Raw genomic sequence first — 16984 nt, forward strand, 5'->3', positions numbered from 1 at the left:
TTTAAATATCTTGCAGTTATTTTACTTTGAAGGCCTGCGTCTTTTTCACAATCACGGAGTGCACACAAAAGTAACACAATAGTACTTATTCTTTGTTGTCCGTCTACTAAAATTAATTCTTGGAATTCGGCACCGTTTTTTTCACCGAAATAATATACCACATTTCCTAAATAATGTGTTTTCTGTTTTTTAAAAGCATTTTCTATATCGTAGAATAATTCTTCACACTGTTTATTTGACCATTCATAATTTCTCTGAAAGGGAGGAATAATAAAAACTTTATCCAATCCGCCTATAAAATTGAGAACACTTGTTCCACTTGCTTTCATTTTTCAGTTCTCCTTAGGTGTCGCTGTATGACATTTAGCTGAGATTCTTTTTACTTTTCTTCATTATATCATGAAAACAATAAATCTTCATCTTTTGAGAGCTACTCCTGTATTAAATACAATGACAGCTGCGATATACTTGACCTGTTGTCTCTCCGCGAGACCGCACTTCGGTAACCTTCATTCCCGCTTGCTGCAGGAACGCTGCGCGGGGAAGTAAGCCGGTGTAGGGGAACAAGTAAATATACGCCTGTTGAAAAGTAATTATTTTTATTTCTACGCTATTGATATTATATAGTTCTAATTTCGTTTTTTTTAAAACTCAAAATTTATCCGAACTCGACATTCAGGCTATATAAAAATTTTATTCGAAATTATTACGCAATGATAATATGCGTAGAGGGTGAAATTTTATCTTTCCATTCTTGCGAACATGTATCGGTTACGAGTATGTCGCATTCGGAAAACGGAAATCCCAATACGGTAGCTTTTTTATCGAATTTTGCGGAATCGGCTACCATAATCATTTTTTCCGATTTTTCGGCTATTTTTGTACGGATATCCATTGCCTGTAAATTCAAAAAATAAAATCCTTCATCTGAAATACCTGCAGGCGAAAAAAATGCTTTTTGGAAACAAACATTGTTTAGAAATTCCGTGCCGGTATTTTCGATTGTTGTATGCGTACCTCTTTTTACGATACCCCCGAGCATTATGGTTGTCACATTGTATTTGTTTTCCAATTCCAATGCTATTTTTAAATCGTTTGTTACAACTGAAAGATTACAGTCTTCACTTAAATTTTTTGCCAACTCGAGCATTGTTGTCCCCGTATCGATGAAGATCATTTCTCGGGGTTCTATCAATTCGGCTGCTATTTTAGTTATTTTCGTTTTTGTGAGAAGATTTTGTTCGGTACGGAAATAAACGTTTTCCTTATATAAATTACTCTTGTCATTCCAAATAACGGCGCCCTGACTTCTGATTACGAGATTTTTCGATACCAATTCTTCTATGTCTCTGCGTATGGTCGATTCGGAAGAGTGCAGATCGCGTATCAAGTCGGAGATTAGAATAAATGTATGTTTTTTTGTTAAATCTAAAATATGCTGTTTGCGTTCAAAACTTTTGATGGTATTCCTCCCGCTTTTATTGTATCATAAAAATATTATTTATAATATTCCTGCAGCTTTTCTATTTGCTCGCGACTCAGAGGTGTCGCTTTTCCGTTTGTAATAAAAAACAGTTTTGCGTTTTCTTCAATTTCTTCAATCAGATCCAAAGCCTTTTCCAAATTGTTTTCGGCAACGACACTCCCGTGATTCGCCAAAAGAACGGAATTCCTCTCTTTCAGTACAGCAGCTACGGATTGCGCTAGTTCCATGGAACCGGGCATTTCATACGGAATCACCGGCAGACAGCCGACTCGTAAGCCGTAGCCCGGAGTATAGGCGGGGATCGCTTTGGTATGTATAAAGTCAGGCATACTCGCGATCGCTGCAGTGTAAACGGAATGAACATGCACAATTGCGCGGATATTTTCATTTGCACGATACGAAAGCAGGTGCATCATGATTTCTTTTGACGGTGTTATATCGTTTAACGGTTTTCCGGTTTCGATCGAAACGATACTCAGCAATTTATCCGTTATTTTTCCCAACGCAACGGATGTCGGCGTAATATAAATTACGTTACCCGTTTTTATGCTTATATTTCCGCCGCTACCGCTGACAAGTCCTTTTTCCTGTACGTGATGACAGATATCGACAAGATTTTGAACATCCGGTTGTTTTTCCATATTGTTGACCCTTTGTCAATATTCAAAATATTTCATTTATTTTCATTATATTTCTAACAAGAAAAAGGTCAAGTTGAATTTTCATGTTTTTTTATTGACAGATGAAATATTGTGGTTTACAATGAAAATTAAAGAATGATATTGGCTATTTTTGGATAAAAGCTTAAGATCAGGAGGAAATTATGAAAAAACGGCTTTTTATGACGGGGATAGTCTTTTTTTGTGGACTTGCGGTATTTGCATTGGGGCAAAATGACGGCGGAACACAAAGTGGAGGAGGGAATACTTTTGTCATGAATATCGGTTCGGCGGTATCGGACAGTAATCCTTCTACGCTTGCATTACAAAGTTTTAAAACCGCTGTTGAAAAGCGGACTAACGGAAAACTGAAAGTAAATATCTATGCAAACAGCGCTCTGGGGAGCGAACAGGATATGATTTCTCAGCTCATAGCCGGAACGCTTGAAGGATCAATGCAGATGGGCGCTGCAAACTGGGAAGGCTATAACGAAGAAGCCGGCGTCGCACTTTTGCCTTTTTTGTTTCCCGATATTGAAAAGGCGCGAAAAGCATGGAACGGTGAATTCGGAAAGAAATTTGCGAAAGAAATCATCGAGCCTACCGGCTGTAAAGTGCTGTCCATTTGGGAAAGCGGGTACAGACATATGACGAATAATATACGTCCGGTTAAAGTTCCGGCGGATATGAAAGGCATAAAATTCCGAACGAACAATAATAATATGAAAGTTAAGATGTTCAAAGCTCTGGACGGCAATGTTATTATGATGAGTTTTTCGGAAGTATTTACCGCTTTGCAAAACGGAACCATCGATGGGCAGGAAAATCCGCTTGCAAATATTTATACTTCGTCGATTCAGGAGGTACAAAAATATTTGTCGCTGACAGGACATATGTACGATGCGGCACCCTTTGTATGCAGTAAAAAGTGGTTCGACGGTCTGCCTTCCGAATACCAAAATATCTTAATGGAAGAGGCCGATAAAGCCCGTGCCGTTGATCTCAAAGAAAATGATGAAGGACGATTCCTTGAACTTTTGAAAGAATCGGGCATCAAAGTGAATGAAGTAGATAAAGTCGCTTTTCAAAAAAAAGTCCAGTCGGTTTGGACGGAGTTTTCTCAAAAATACGGCGATGAATGGTTGAAATTGGCAAAGTCTGCGAAATGATGATACAGGCGCATACAGAAATTCGTTGCGGATTTCCGTATGCGCCGTATTGATTTACTTTTTCTTATTTACGAGTCCGTCTCAGTTTTTATAAAAGCAGGTACGGGAGGTTACGGTTTTGAAAGTATTGGTTCTCTTAAAGAATATTCTGCGTTTTTTGGGAGCTTTTACATTATGCATACTCGTTGTCATTTTGGCGATGCAGATATTCAATCGGAATATCATTGGGAAATCTTTCGTTTGGGTCGAAGAGTTGGCGGGCATAAGCATGATTTATCTGACGTTTCTCGGTTCGGCGCTTGCGACTTTAAACAATTCGAATACTCGGATTGATTTTTTTATTAAATTACTTCCCCGGAAAGGTACGATAATCGCCGCGATGATTTCTGATTTCGTGTCCGTCTGTTTTCTTTTTATATTGGGTCGATATTGTTTGAAAGCTATGGCAAACAATATGCATAATTTAACTCCGGCGATGAAACTGCCTGTTTCATTCCAGTTTTTCGGTATGTTCATCGGTATTTTTTTTATGATATGGTTTTTCGGCTTTCGATTTTATTTGAAAATTTTGGAATTGCGATCGAAAGATATATCTTCAATTGAAGAGGCACTGCAATGAGTCCGCTTGCCGTTCTTTTTATTTCTCTTACTCTGTGTTTGATTATCGGAACTCCGATCGGATTTTCGATAGGTATCAGCTGTATGACCTTTCTTTTGGCAAACGGTTATCCGCCGCTTGATATTATCGTTCAAAGGATGACGAGCGGGGCAAATTCATTCAGTATGCTTGCTATGCCGTTATTTGTCTTTGCGGGATCTCTGATGATGTACGGGAGTACACCTCGCTTGATGCGTTTTGCGAATATGTTATTGCGTAAAATGCCGGGCGGACTCGGAGCCGCGACACTCGCCGCTTGCGGATTTTTCGGTGCCGTATCGGGTTCGGGTGTTGCCAGTGCGGCGGCGATAGGATCGACTTGTGCTCCTGAAATGATAAAACAGGGATATCCGAAAGGCTTTACTGCCGGATTGATCGCAGCCGGCGGAACTATGGCATGTATTATACCGCCAAGCATTATTATGGTAATATATGCTTCCATCGCTTCCGTTTCCGTCGGCGATATGTTTTTGGCCGGCGTCGTTCCCGGTATCTTAACAATCGTTGCTCTGATTGTCTTAAATACGATATATGCAAAAAAGCGGGCAAAAAAAGAAACCGTTGAAAAGACTTCATATTCTTCAAAAGAGAAGCTGCAAATAACGATCGATGCCATTTTGCCGATGCTCATGCCTGTATTTGTGCTTGCAAGCGTTTTTTCCGGTATTTGTACGGCGACGGAAGCTGCGGTCGTAGCGGTTGTTTATTCTTTTATTTTGGCGGTCTTTGTTTACAAAGAACTGACCTTTTCCGAATTTTTACGCGCCGCATCCGACAGTGTTATAACATCTGCCGTCATAATGCTGATCATATCCGCCGCGACGCCGTTCGGCTGGATTTTATCTACGCAAAACGTACCTCAGCTGTTTGCCGAATGGGTTGTATCTTTTGCGCATACTAAATTTTTAATATTGCTTTTCTTTTTTATTCTCCTGTTATTTCTCGGTTGCTTTATGGAAACCGTATGTATCATCATTTTAATAACGCCGATATTATTGCCGATTGTAACCGGTCTCGGAATGAATCCCATACACTACGGGGTCGCCATGCTTATGAATTTAATGGTCGGTTCTTTGACGCCTCCGTTATCGGTAAACCTGTTTACTTCATGCCGTGTATTGAATATGAGTATAGACGAAGCGTTCCCCGATACATTAAGCGTTATTGGCATTGTAACCTTAATGTCGGCTATCGTTTTCATGTTTCCTCAGCTTTCTCTGGGAATCGTAAATTCGGTAAAAGGGCTTTGATGGCATCGCAAGATATTATTTTAGGAATCGACATAGGAACGACCGGTACGAAATGTATTTTTTATACATTCGACGGGTCGATTGCCGCGCAAGCATACACTGAATATAAAACCGTAGTCCCTCAAAACGGTTGGTCGGAACAAAATCCTGATGTTTGGTGGCAAGCTGTCATTTCAAATATTCGCACATGCTTTATATCCGAAAAAGCTGTTACCCCCGACAGGGTTGCGGTAATCGGTATCAGCTGTACGAATGCCGTTACATTGGTGGATCGTGACGGTAATGCGCTTTATAATGCGATAACGCTTCACGATAAAAGAGCTTCGATGCAAGTCGAATGGCTTAAAAATAAAGTCGGTGAAGAAGAAGTTGTTTCCTCTTCGAAAAACAGACTCGATAAGGGAACGTTTGCCCTTCCGACAATACGATGGCTTATCGATAATCGACCGGATATTATTAAAAATTGTTATAAATTTTTAATGCCGAGCGGATATATTATACAAAAACTGACAGGAGAATTCAGTATTAATAAATCCCGAATGGATTTGACTTCCCTGTCAAATATGACTGCCGGTACATGGGATGAGAATATCTGTGCGAAAGCGGAAATCCCGATGCAGTTACTGCCGAAAGTGTACCGGTCTACGGATATTGTCGGCACGGTTACAAAAGAAGCTGCGGGATTGACGGGCTTGAAGATCGGTACTCCGGTTAATGCAGGCGCGGTGGATACCATTGCGGCAACGGTCGGAGCGGGTGCCGTTTATTTCGGTGATTCAGCTGTTACGATAGGAAGCAGCGGACGTATATGCACGGTCGAAAAAGAGCCCGTTCAAGATACGAGGCTCTTAAATATAAGCAGCGGAGTATTGGACAATACCGTAATCGTACAAACAACCGATAATGCAGGAATCTCGCTAAAATGGTTTCGCGATAATTTTACATCACTCATACAGCCGGATCGAAATAAATCGATCTATCAAATTTTGGACGAAGCTGCGGAGAACGTTAAAGTTACGGCGGAAAATTTGATTTACCTTCCGTATCTTTCCGGAGAAAAATGTCCTATTTGGGATCCTCATGCGAAGGGTGTTTTTTTTAATATAGGTTTAAATGCATCGTTGGGTTCTTTTGTAAGAGCGATTCTTGAGGGCGTCGCTTTTTCAATACGGGACTGCAGCACTTTGCTGCAGAATTCGTTTTCCTCATCGCATGAAATTCCTTTGGGCGGGGGTGCCGCAAAAAGCAAGCTTTGGTGTCAGATATTTGCGGATGTCCTTAATAAAACTGTAATTCAATTAAAAATAAACGATACGGAAACGCTCGGTGATATGATCATTGCAGCGCAAGCGATTGGGATAAAAGAGATTCCTGTAGATTTCGGAAAAACACTTGCCGTAAAGGGAACGATTATCACACCGATTGTTCAAAATGTTGCCGTGTACGATGTTCTTTTTCAAAAATATAAAGAAGTGTATCTTCGTTTGAAAGACTGCTTTTATTAGGAAAAGACTGCGGAATTTATACTGGCAAGACGGTTTTTAAATATGTTCGATTCATAATACCTGTATACTTTTACAGAAGTATTCAGTATATAATGCGAACATTTTTTTCACATTTTTCAGCTCATCGCTTTCTTCATTGACAGAACACCGCCCCTCGTATACGATAATTAATAATTTTACGGAGGCATTATGAAGCGATTAAGAATACTATTCGCTGTTTTGGCGATTTTTACGGCAAGCTTGACACAGGGTGCGGCCAAAAGCGCGGCTCAAGCTTCGAAAACGATCACGGTGCTCGGCACGACGGATATGCACGGTAATATCTGGGGCTACAGCTATGAAGACAACAAAGAGACGACAAACAACGGCATTGCACGCGTGTATTCGTATATCGAATCGGTGCGCAAAGAAAATCCCGGCAACGTCGTCCTCGTCGACAACGGGGACACGTTTCAGGGAACGATTTTAACCGACGACATCTACAACAAACAGGAAGGAAAGCACCCGATGGTAAGCGTATTGAATTTTATGAAATACGATGCCATGGCGCTCGGCAATCACGAATACAATTTCGGTCTCGGTTTAATAAAACGGATTCAATCTCAGGCGAACTTTCCGATCCTCGGCGCAAACGTCCGCTATGCCAACGGCAAAGAATTTGCCAAAGCGTATACGATTATTAAACGAGGCGGCGTGCGAATCGGTATCATCGGACTGACGAATCCGGACGTTCCGCGCTGGGACGGCGAAAAAGTCGCCTCGCTCAAATTCGAAAGCGTCGCGCAGGGTGCAAAAGAAGCGTACGATGCGATCAAAAACAAATGCGATTTCGTCATCGCCGTCGCCCACGTCGGCTTCCACCCCGAATACGACGAAGACCACGGAACCGATGCGGGTGAAACGATTTTGAAAGCCTGCCCCGAAATCAAAGTGCTCATGCTGGGGCACGCGCACGTAACGGTAAACGAAAAGGTCGGCGGCGCGCAGGTATTGGCGTGCAGAAACGGCGCACGCGAAGTCGCACGCTTCGACATCACGCTCGACGCACATAAAAGAATAACGAACGTTACCGGTACGATCGTCGACATGAAAGATTATGCGCCGAGCGAAGCGATCCGCAGTCTGCCCGACGTAAAAGAAGCGCACGAAAAAACGATCGCATTCGTAACCGGCGGCACCGTAAACAACGACGGCACGGTATCGGGCGGCGTCTTCGGAACGGCATCCGCCGACTTTCAGCCGAAAAACGAAATCCGCGGCATCCCCGAAGGAAAATTGCGCGACACTGCCGTCCTTGATTTGATCAACAAAGTGCAGCTTTTGAACAGCGGTGCCGACGTTTCCGCAGCGGCGTTATTTAAAGATACGAGCGATATCAAAGCCGGTCCGATCAATTACGGCAATATCTTCGACATCTATAAATTCGACAATACGCTTTACCTCGTCGAAGTGACGGGCGCGGAACTGAAGCGCTATATGGAATGGTCGGCAGCGTGTTACAATCAGTGGAAGCCGGGCGATATTTCGATTTCGTTCAATCCCGAAAAACCCGGCTATCTCTACGATATGTTTGCGGGCGTCGACTATCAAATAGATCTTTCAAAGCCTGCGGGCGAGCGCATCGTGAATCTTACGTTTAAAGGCAAGCCGGTCGTCGGCGATCAAAGGTTCAAACTCGCCGTAAACAATTACCGCTATTCGTCGGCGCTCAAAACGCAAAAGCTCGTCGAAGGAAAGCGAAGCTGGGAATCGTCGCAATCGATCCGCGATATGCTCGTCGCGTACATCAAAGAGCACGGCACGATATCTCCCGAAGTCGACGACAACTGGTCGATTACGGGAGTCGATCTCTCTTCTCCGTACCGCAATGAAATTATTAAAATGGTCAACGACGGAAAACTCGATGTGCCGTACGCGAAGAGTTTGAACGTAGACGAATTGAAAGCACAAGGCATTATCAATTAGGATGAATGCGGGTTTCGAAACGCCGGCTTGCATAAAACGCGGCGTTCGGTTTGAGCGGTGTTATTCGGAAAGTTCGTCCGCATCGACGATGTCGAAACCGGCATCGATGATTGCGCTTATAAGCAGATCGAGTTTTTGATACACGCGTTCGCTTGCAGGCTTTCGCGAAGAGCCGACACTCACGGGCACGATGCCGCCGCCGTTTTCAGTCAAAGCTGTGATGCATGCTTCGATCAAGGCGGCGGTACTCGGGTATTCGGCGTAAGCGCTCGAATCGCGCGCTGAGGGCGCCGCTTGCCCTGCATTCGTGCTTCGTTCCCCATCGCCGTTTACGGCTTCGGCGTAAGCGTACCCCGCTTTTTTGCCCGCTTTCCGTGCGGCAGAGGTCACACGGTAAAAGGGCGCGTGCCACAAAAGCGAAAGCTCTTTTCCCGTGCATCGGAAAAATTCGTCTTCATTTCGCGCAAGACCGCGTCTGATAAAATCTTCATCGATGACGAAGGGACTTTTCGTAAAATCCATCTCGGAAAAAAACAGGGAGGCGCAGGTATTACCGGTGAGCGAAATCTGTTTTGTCTCTTTCGGATAGCGTCTGATAAATTCACCGTTGAAAAAAAAGGTTCCGCGTATGTTATAGGTATCGAGCGAGGCGAGGATAAGCGGAAGCCCGTCCGCGCTGTCGTATGCGTCGAAAGCGAGTGCGGCTTTTTTCCGGGCGGGAGTTTTTTGCACGCTTTCGGGAAATGCCGCTTTGGTAGTCGCCTTTCCCGAAAGGATACGCACGTACAGCGCGTTTTCAAATCGCGTATTCGGTGTCGTTCCGAAAAATACGCGGTAGCGGCCGTTTTGAACCGAAACGGTATTTTCGCGAGGAGCGGATAGTTCCGTCCATTCTTTCAGCGATGCATCGAGCGAAAAAGTTTTGCCTCCCGCCGTCACCGTCGCGCGCCCCGTTTCGCGATCCCACGAACAGGATGAAGCGGATGAAAGCACGAGGGCGCGGCTCGTGCCCGAAGCGACGTTCCAACGGCGCACCGACCGGTCACCGCCGACATAGAGCGTATCGTTTCCGTCCCAAACCGCGCTCGCCGTATTTTCCCCTGAAAGCTCACCGATTCGCTTCCACGACGAAACGTCGTATACGTAGACGGTGCTGCCGGAAAAAAAAGCCGCGCGGCTTCCGTCGGGCGAAACGACGGGCCGGCACGAATTTTCTGCAGTGAGAAGGGGCGAAAGGGAATCGGACGCGCGGTATACGGCGGCCATCGGTTTGCCGCCCGAATACGGCATAAGACGCATCCACACATAGGGTGTTCCGTCGGAACTCCACAGAACGACCGCATCGACGAGGGGACCGAAATCGCTCACGTAGGGGCGGGAAAACACGACGGGCAGATAGTCGGCCGTGTTTCCGCTCAGGCGATAGCGCGAAAAAGTTTTCCCTGATTTTATTAAAAGAAGTGAAGTGCCGTTTTTGTCGACACTGAACATATCGCGCGAAGGATCGAAGGACTCGGGCAGACGGCCGACCGGCGTTCCCCTGCCGATGACGGGGGAATACAAACCCGTCGTATACAATTCCTTTACGCTGATTTTATAGAGCATGTCTCCATCGATGTAAAAGACGCTGCCGCCCGCCCAGCATACCGAATCGATCGAACCCGGTCCGATTTCTCGGTACGCTTCATCGATTTCGATGCCGCGGAAAAGCGCGTCCGGGCTACAAAAGCGCACCGTACCCTCTTTCGCATAGAGGACGAGCGAACTGTCGGGCGCCCACTTGACCGGAAGAGAATCGTAGCTGACGGCTGCGTGCGGATCGAGCGACGTGCGCCGGCCTGTCGCGGAATTTTCAAACATCAAAGTGCCTTCGGCGAATCCCGTTTTGACGACAAAGCAGCTCCATACTCCGTCAGGACTCACCGCGCGAGGAAAAAGAGGCATCGAATCGAGCGGTATCGTATCAGTCTGTTCGAGCCATTCGAGAGTATCCGTTTCGAAAGAATAGCGCGCCGTGCCGTATCGGTTCCGTATCTGCAATACTTTTCCGTGCGAAAGCAGTTCCATCCGCTCAGGATAGCAGGTAAGCGCTCGAGGACTTTCTGCGGGAGAGCCGTTTACAAGCTTTGCGTAAAAGAGCGTACGGTAGGACGGGGTGCCGGGAAAATCGCGTCGCACCGTAAAGAGGATTTCATCCTTATCGTTGAGATCGGCGCTGCCGAAGGAAACGCCGGCTGCAAGCGGCAGCGCGGCAAGAGCTATGAAGATGCAGCACAGGATGCGGAACTTCTTCATTTATGCAGCTCCGCACTCAAAACGATCGCGTCGAGTTCGTGCACGAGATCGTCGAGCTGCTTTTCCATTTCGCTGATCTGCCGGTTGCGCGAATCGTTTTGCAGCTGTTCAAGCTGATTGAACACCGCTTCGAGAGAGGCGCTGTCATCGGAAGCGACGCGCGAATAGCCGCACCACGGGCAATAGATAAAATCGTTGTCGATCGTGCGTCCGCATCCTCGGCACACAGTTACCGGCTTCATACGGTGACCTCCGTCATTGTAAGTATAAACCATATCGTAATATTTTGCAAAAGCGTTTCGGATAATTCTCCGCAGAACCGATTACTTCAGTACGGAAGACGGATTGACGAGCCGACCGTTTTTATACACGGTAAAATGCAAATGCGAACCCGTCGAATAACCGGTCGAACCGACGAGCCCTATGACCGTCGCCTGCGTCACGTTCTGTCCTTTTTTTACGCGCGAAGAAGCCATGTGACCGTAGAGCGTCTGATATCCGTTCGCGTGATTTACGATGACGTAGTTGCCGAACACGTTCGACCAGCCGACAAAGGCGACTTTGCCGTTCATCGCCGCGCGGATCGGAGTGCCATCGGGACAGGCCAAATCGATTCCCGTGTGATACGAGCGCACGCCGGTAAAGGGATCGGGACGCCAGCCGAATTTCGATGAAATGCGGTACGCCGCGGTAATCGGGATTTTAAACAGATCGCCGAGCACTTCGTGCAGTTTCGCCGCATCCATCTTCGCACCCGGGATAAACAGCTGCTGCCCGACGGTGAGGGTTTGACTTGCAAGATCGTTTACGTCGAGAAGATCTTCAAGCGGCACGTTGAATTTTGCGGAAAGACCTGCGAGAGAATTGCCTTTCGCCACCGTGTACATAAGACCGTCGACCGACGGGATGCGGAGCTTTTGCCCTTCGTGCAGAGAACGCGCGTTTGTAATACCGTTCACATCGATGAGCGTAGAAAGATTTGTCAAGCCGAAACGCTTCGTGATGCCGCCGAGCGTATCGCCGGATCTGACCGTATAGGTTTGATACGAAACGGGTTTTTTAAACAAAGCTGCGAGTTCCGCTTCGGACTTTCCGCTTCCGACTATATCGCCGCTGTCGGTATAGCTTATCGACGCATCGGCGACAAAGGCCGCCATCACTTTATCGAGCGTTTCAAGCTCCGCTTTTCCGCTGTCTTTAAGCGCAAGCGGGCCGGTGTGGCTCAGCGCATACGAAAGAGCCGCTTTGGCACCCGAAAGAAAAGCGAATACGGCGAGCGCTGCAAGTCCCGCTTTCCAATGCGCCGCTATGTTTTCCGCCGAGCGTCCGAGTGAAATCAAAAACGAGCGCAGCGAAAAATCGGAACGCACGGAGGCGGTGACAAACGAATGCGCAAGCGGAGAATGAGTAAAAGCGCACGAAATATGTGTTTTTCGTTCTCTGAAACGGAACGGTAGTTTTATAGATGAAAAAGGCCGATTCCCCTCGAAACCGACGTAGCTGATAATTTCCATATCATTTCTATCGACATAAAAACGCACTCATATTAGAATAAAGCTATGCAAAAAGATGAAAAAAAAGCGCAGCACTTCATCGTTCCGGCAGTCATCGGCTTGTGTATCGGCATCGTCGTCAAACTCTTCGTCATCGATTTTTTGCATATTTCCGGCCGCTCGATGGAACCGGCGATCAAAGACGGGGAAACGGTGCTCGTCAACAAACTCGCCTACGGTCTCGTAAAGCCCGGAAGCACGAGCTTTTTCGTTTCGTGGGCGGAGCCGAAAGCAGGCGACATCGTGATCTACCTGCACGCGAACCGCATCGTCGTCAAGCGCTGCGCCGCCGTCGCAGGAGCGCATCTGGAATATTCGTCGAATTCGGGATATAGTCTTTTTGTGGGAGATTTGAAAATCGAGTTGACGAAAGAACAATATGAATTGATGCGCGCTTCTTCCCGCGTACCCGACGGATACATCCTCGCTCTCGGCGACAACTACGCCGAATCGATCGATTCGAGGAACTACGGCTTCGTTTCCGTCAAAAATGTCGTCGGCAGGATTATTAACAGATGAACGATTTTTTTCACACGAAGCGGATCATCGTCCTTGCCGTTTTCGTTTTTATCGCAGCCGCCTATATCACGCTCCGCTACGTCCGCCTCGCGCTCACGCCCGTCGCCGAAATCGCTGCCCGCACGCCCGTCATGGAGCGCGGCGCGATCGTAGACCGTTCGGGAAAACCGCTTGCCGTGCAGACGAATTTTTATCACGTAGGCGTAACGCCGAAGATGATCGCGGATGTCGCGTCTTTTGCAAAAGACGTCGCATCGATCCTTGACATGAAAGAAGGAGAAGTCGCATCGATCATCGAAAACGCAAAGGGGGCGCACTTCGTCTACCTCAAAAAAAAGATAGGACAGACCGCATACGATGAACTCCAACAGATCATCGATACGAAGGGCTATACTTTCGTGCGATGCGACAGGATCCCGGGCCGCGTCTATCCCGAAAATTCCCTCGCTTCCCAGCTCGTCGGCTATATGGGAGACGACGGAAACGGGCTCTCCGGCACCGAATATTCGATGCAGTCGACACTCGCACCTTCCGTGAGTTCGGGTTCCGCGCAGATGGAGCCGGGCAAAAACGTGTATCTGACGATCGACGCGAATCTCCAATACAAGCTCGAACAGATCGCTTCAAACGCGATGAAAAATACGCAGGCGGAAAGCATGATGCTCGTTGCGGCCGAAGCGAAGACCGGAGAAATCCTGTCGTACATCAGTCTGCCGTCGGTCAATTTAAACGAATACGGGAAAGCGACCGTCGACGAAACGATAGACAGACCTGCGATGACGGCGTACGAGCCGGGATCCGTTTTTAAAATATTTACGGTCGCTATTCTATACGACGCGGGGCTTATACACAGCGGCGACAGTTTTTTTTGCAACGGTATGTATGAAAAGAAAACGCGCAGCGGAGAAACGCTCCGTATCAAATGTCTCGGCACGCACGGATGGGTAACGCCGCGCGATGCGCTCCGCCTTTCGTGCAACGCAGCGCTCGGACAGATGAGCGACCGCATCGATGAAGACGAGTTTATCGAAAAGATACGCGCACTCGGATTCGGAAGACGCACCGGTATAGAGCTTCCGGGAGAAACTGCCGGCTCGGTAAAAGATCCGAATTCGCGTTCGTGGTCTGCGCGCTCGAAGCCGACGATCGCGATCGGGCAGGAGATAAGCGTATCCGCGCTGCAGATGATGTATGCGGCGACATCCCTCGCTTCGGGCGGCATTCCCGTAAAGCTCACGACGATCAAGCGGATCACGAACAAAGACGGATCGACGTATTACGAACACAAAGCCGAACGAGGCGAGAGAGCGCTCAGCGAAGCGACGGCGCATTATCTTTTGAGCTGCATGGAGACGACGGCGACGACGGGGACCGGATCGCGCGCAAGGCTCGGCGATATATCGATCGGTGTAAAAACAGGGACCGCACAGATGGCGGATAAATCCGGCGGATACAGCAGTACCGATTTTTTATCGAACTGTATCGCGATTTTTCCGATCGAAGATCCCGAAATCATTCTCTACATCGTCATCGAAAAGGCAAAAGGCGAAACCTATGCGGGGCGCATCGTCGCTCCGGTCATTGCCGAAGCCGCCGACGCGATCATCAATCACCTCGGTATGAGCCGAGGCAGCGCGGAATCGCTTTTGCATTCGGGTCGCATCGTGATCCCCGCGGGCAAAACGCTCGCCGTCGGAAGCCTCCTTCCCGACTTTACGAATATGTCCAAGCGCGATCTTTTGCCGCTGTTCGACGACGGAAAATTTCGTGTCACGATACACGGAAACGGCTGGGTTACGAGCCAAACGCCGCCTGCGGGAACGCCCGTCACGGAGAATATGGTCATTGAACTCAATCTGGAATAAAAATCGATCCGCATTCGTTTCCCGCTTTCCTTCGCTCGAAAAGATGTTCGCGTCCGAAATCGCCGAAGTCGACGCCATTTGCAAAGACAGTTCGAACGATGATCCTCCGGCAATCGGACAGCCCTTTCCGTTTTGGAATATCGTTTCGGCAAAAGACGGAAGCGTAAGCGCATACGAAAACGGCGTACTGCTCCACTCGGCATACAATCCGAAACGGGAGGCGGAACAGACGGTTGCAAATTCCGATTTTGAAGGATGCCGCGCCGCAGTCTTTTTCGGTTTCGGACTCGGCTATGCGGTCGAAGCCTATGCCCTCCGCTTTCCCGGCAGAGCGATCATCGTCGTCGAGCCGGATGCCGATCGCTTTTTCGCATCCCTCGCACTTACCGACTGGTCGGCATTTTTCGCGTGTAAAGACTGCATCGCCGCCCTCGCCTGTCCGCCGCACACCGTCGTTTCGTTTATCGAAAACTACGGTGTCTCGCGCTGTGCGTTTTTTTCGGTGCCTTCGCAAACTTCTCACGCATCGCACTACTTCGACACGCTTCGAACGCTGGTCGAACGGAACAGACGCAAAGACGATATCAATGCCGCAACCCTCGAACGCTTTGCAAAACGCTGGCTTAAAAACAGCTGCAAAAATCTTAACAATTATGCACGGATGCGCGGAGTATCAGCCTACGCCGGAAACGCGCGCGGTATTCCGTTTACGATCGTTGCGGCAGGCCCCTCACTTGAAAGTACGCTGCCCTATCTTTCGGAAATAAAAAAACGGAGTATCGTCGTGTGCGTGGACACGGCACTCCGCGCGTGCCTCAGAGCGGGCGTGGAGCCGGATTTTATCGTCGTCGGAGATCCGCAGTACTACGCGTACCGCCACATAGCGGGCTTAACGTCGAAGTCGAGCGTGCTCGTCGCGGAGGTCGCAGTGTACCCGTCGGTCTTTTCTTTTCCGTGCAGGAGCTTTGCGCTTTCGTCATCGCTTTTTCCGATCGGAAAATGGTTCGAGCGGCGCATCGGAGAAAAAGGCGATTTGGGTGCGGGGGGTTCGGTCGCATCGGCTGCGTGGAATTTCGCCTATGCGGCGGGCGCGCGTGAAATCTACTGCTGCGGACTCGACTTCGCTTTTCCCGAAAAAAAAACGCACATCAGAGGCAGCATGTTCGAAGAAGGAACGCATGAGACTTCGATGCGCACGTTTCCTGCGGAGACGCAAAATCTCCCGCTTCTTTTTTCGGCAGGTGCGGAGGAAGCATGCGATTACGACGGAAAGCCCGTGCCGACCGATTCGCGCATGAAGATGTTCGCGTGGTGGTTTGAAAGCAGACTCGCATCCTGTCCCGATGCGAAGACATATACATTCGCACGATGCGGGATCGCGATACCCGGCATCGTGCCCGTCGATGTGCGCTCGTTTTTGGAAAAGCCGGACATCGCGGTACAAAAAGAAAAATTTATTAAAGAAAGCGGATCGTCCGAAAAAGGCGCAGTCCCGGATAAAGCGCGATTCGAATCCGTCCTCGCCGATTTTTTGCGCGAAATCGCTTCTCTCCGAAAAATTGCGGAAGACGGAAAGAGGATATGCGAAAACGCACTTGCGAACGATATGAATATGTCCGCGGCCGATATCGCAGCTGCGGGCAAGTGCGGCACGGACATCGCGGCCGACATGCATGCGATCACTGATAAACGCGATACGGCGGCCGGCAGTACGGTACGGCAAACGACACTCCGCGCCCTCGCCGACACAGATGCGGTGATCCTCAAAAGCAGCGTAAAAGACGCCGTGTCGCTTGCCTTGCCGAACGGTCGCTTCTTTATCGATTTTGCCGAAAAGGGCGATAAAACCGACAATGCGTTTCGGGAAACCCTTTCGCGCGCACGCCGTATGTACGAAGAACTCTCCCGAGCGGCTTCGGAATGCGAAAAATACTTGCCTACCAATTAAAGTTTCCGTTTTTTTCCCCCGATAATAGAAGTGTCGGACGGCGCGGGCGCATCGACATCCGGACGCCTGCAGAATGCCGATTCCATGTTTATAAAAGTTGAAAAACGTGTGA

Annotated in this window: 15 protein-coding genes; 9 read left to right on the plus strand and 6 right to left on the minus strand. The window is 48.2% G+C overall.

Going from position 1 to position 16984, the window contains the following annotated elements; all coding sequences use genetic code 11:
* The 3 genes from JSQ97_RS09145 to JSQ97_RS09155 form a co-directional block, all read right to left on the minus strand.
* Positions 1–329 (minus strand): DUF262 domain-containing protein (locus JSQ97_RS09145; RefSeq protein ID WP_205075773.1); only part of this gene is annotated, 329 nt, incomplete at its 3' end.
* A gap of 377 nt (positions 330–706) precedes the next feature.
* Positions 707–1462: a DeoR/GlpR family DNA-binding transcription regulator gene (locus JSQ97_RS09150; RefSeq protein WP_370590049.1), complete on the minus strand. Its 756-nt coding sequence runs from the start codon at positions 1460–1462 to the stop codon at positions 707–709.
* Positions 1463–1497: 35 nt separating this feature from the next.
* The gene (locus JSQ97_RS09155) at positions 1498–2127 is read right to left on the minus strand and encodes a class II aldolase/adducin family protein (RefSeq protein ID WP_205075775.1); all 630 of its coding nucleotides are present in this window, start codon (positions 2125–2127) and stop codon (positions 1498–1500) included.
* Positions 2128–2309: 182 nt separating this feature from the next.
* Here JSQ97_RS09155 and JSQ97_RS09160 point away from each other — a divergent pair, with 182 nt between their 5' ends.
* The 6 genes from JSQ97_RS09160 (at position 2310) to JSQ97_RS09180 (ending at position 8692) form a co-directional block, all read left to right on the plus strand.
* The gene (locus JSQ97_RS09160; RefSeq protein ID WP_205075776.1) at positions 2310–3314 is read left to right on the plus strand and encodes a DctP family TRAP transporter solute-binding subunit; all 1005 of its coding nucleotides are present in this window, start codon (positions 2310–2312) and stop codon (positions 3312–3314) included.
* A gap of 39 nt (positions 3315–3353) precedes the next feature.
* Positions 3354–3647, plus strand: a complete 294-nt coding sequence (locus JSQ97_RS12945; RefSeq protein WP_239447067.1) for a hypothetical protein — start codon at positions 3354–3356, stop codon at positions 3645–3647.
* A complete protein-coding gene (locus JSQ97_RS13145) occupies positions 3538–3933 on the plus strand; it encodes a TRAP transporter small permease (RefSeq protein ID WP_370590050.1) in 396 nt (131 codons plus the stop codon). The genes JSQ97_RS12945 and JSQ97_RS13145 overlap by 110 nt, the downstream gene beginning before the upstream one ends.
* On the plus strand, positions 3930–5222 hold the full coding sequence (locus JSQ97_RS09170; RefSeq protein ID WP_205075777.1) for a TRAP transporter large permease: 1293 nt from the start codon (positions 3930–3932) through the stop codon (positions 5220–5222). The genes JSQ97_RS13145 and JSQ97_RS09170 overlap by 4 nt, the downstream gene beginning before the upstream one ends.
* Positions 5222–6727, plus strand: a complete 1506-nt coding sequence (locus tag JSQ97_RS09175; protein ID WP_205075803.1) for a xylulokinase — start codon at positions 5222–5224, stop codon at positions 6725–6727. Before JSQ97_RS09170 ends, JSQ97_RS09175 begins: the two co-directional genes overlap by 1 nt.
* Before the next feature lie 189 nt (positions 6728–6916).
* Entirely contained in the window at positions 6917–8692 is a 1776-nt protein-coding gene (locus tag JSQ97_RS09180) for a bifunctional metallophosphatase/5'-nucleotidase (protein ID WP_205075778.1), read from the plus strand.
* A 60-nt stretch (positions 8693–8752) separates the two neighbouring features.
* On the opposite strand, the gene JSQ97_RS09185 is transcribed toward JSQ97_RS09180, so the two are convergent.
* From JSQ97_RS09185 to JSQ97_RS09195, 3 genes are all read right to left on the minus strand, one after another.
* On the minus strand, positions 8753–10987 hold the full coding sequence (locus JSQ97_RS09185) for a polysaccharide deacetylase family protein (RefSeq protein WP_205075779.1): 2235 nt from the start codon (positions 10985–10987) through the stop codon (positions 8753–8755).
* The gene (locus JSQ97_RS09190) at positions 10984–11229 is read right to left on the minus strand and encodes a zinc ribbon domain-containing protein (RefSeq protein WP_021330688.1); all 246 of its coding nucleotides are present in this window, start codon (positions 11227–11229) and stop codon (positions 10984–10986) included. The genes JSQ97_RS09185 and JSQ97_RS09190 overlap by 4 nt, the downstream gene beginning before the upstream one ends.
* 81 nt (positions 11230–11310) lie before the next feature.
* A complete protein-coding gene (locus JSQ97_RS09195) occupies positions 11311–12501 on the minus strand; it encodes a M23 family metallopeptidase (RefSeq protein WP_205075780.1) in 1191 nt (396 codons plus the stop codon).
* A gap of 45 nt (positions 12502–12546) precedes the next feature.
* Between JSQ97_RS09195 and lepB the strand changes: the two genes are divergently transcribed.
* The 3 genes from lepB to JSQ97_RS09210 are packed head-to-tail and all read left to right on the plus strand — an operon-like array spanning position 12547 to position 16872.
* Positions 12547–13059 (plus strand): signal peptidase I, encoded by a 513-nt coding sequence (gene lepB, locus JSQ97_RS09200; protein WP_205075781.1) that lies wholly within the window; start codon positions 12547–12549, stop codon positions 13057–13059.
* On the plus strand, positions 13056–14924 hold the full coding sequence (locus JSQ97_RS09205) for a penicillin-binding protein (protein ID WP_205075782.1): 1869 nt from the start codon (positions 13056–13058) through the stop codon (positions 14922–14924). Before lepB ends, JSQ97_RS09205 begins: the two co-directional genes overlap by 4 nt.
* A complete protein-coding gene (locus JSQ97_RS09210; RefSeq protein ID WP_205075783.1) occupies positions 14905–16872 on the plus strand; it encodes a motility associated factor glycosyltransferase family protein in 1968 nt (655 codons plus the stop codon). The genes JSQ97_RS09205 and JSQ97_RS09210 overlap by 20 nt, the downstream gene beginning before the upstream one ends.
* The last annotated feature ends 112 nt before the right edge of the window (positions 16873–16984 follow it).

The organism is Treponema sp. Marseille-Q4523 (assembly GCF_016901105.1).
In the GTDB taxonomy this organism is placed as follows: domain Bacteria; phylum Spirochaetota; class Spirochaetia; order Treponematales; family Treponemataceae; genus Treponema_D.

Excerpts from the sequence above, each read along its gene's own strand:
- JSQ97_RS09195 (WP_205075780.1), bottom strand. The coding sequence starts at position 12,501 with ATGGAAATTATCAGCTACGTCGGTTTCGAGGGGAATCGGCCTTTTTCA.
- JSQ97_RS09170 (WP_205075777.1), top strand. The coding sequence starts at position 3,930 with ATGAGTCCGCTTGCCGTTCTTTTTATTTCTCTTACTCTGTGTTTGATT.
- JSQ97_RS09205 (WP_205075782.1), top strand. The coding sequence starts at position 13,056 with ATGAACGATTTTTTTCACACGAAGCGGATCATCGTCCTTGCCGTTTTC.
- JSQ97_RS09160 (WP_205075776.1), top strand. The coding sequence starts at position 2,310 with ATGAAAAAACGGCTTTTTATGACGGGGATAGTCTTTTTTTGTGGACTT.
- JSQ97_RS09175 (WP_205075803.1), top strand. The coding sequence starts at position 5,222 with ATGGCATCGCAAGATATTATTTTAGGAATCGACATAGGAACGACCGGT.
- JSQ97_RS09190 (WP_021330688.1), bottom strand. The coding sequence starts at position 11,229 with ATGAAGCCGGTAACTGTGTGCCGAGGATGCGGACGCACGATCGACAAC.
- lepB (WP_205075781.1), top strand. The coding sequence starts at position 12,547 with ATGCAAAAAGATGAAAAAAAAGCGCAGCACTTCATCGTTCCGGCAGTC.
- JSQ97_RS09180 (WP_205075778.1), top strand. The coding sequence starts at position 6,917 with ATGAAGCGATTAAGAATACTATTCGCTGTTTTGGCGATTTTTACGGCA.
- JSQ97_RS12945 (WP_239447067.1), top strand. The coding sequence starts at position 3,354 with ATGCGCCGTATTGATTTACTTTTTCTTATTTACGAGTCCGTCTCAGTT.
- JSQ97_RS09185 (WP_205075779.1), bottom strand. The coding sequence starts at position 10,987 with ATGAAGAAGTTCCGCATCCTGTGCTGCATCTTCATAGCTCTTGCCGCG.
- JSQ97_RS09155 (WP_205075775.1), bottom strand. The coding sequence starts at position 2,127 with ATGGAAAAACAACCGGATGTTCAAAATCTTGTCGATATCTGTCATCAC.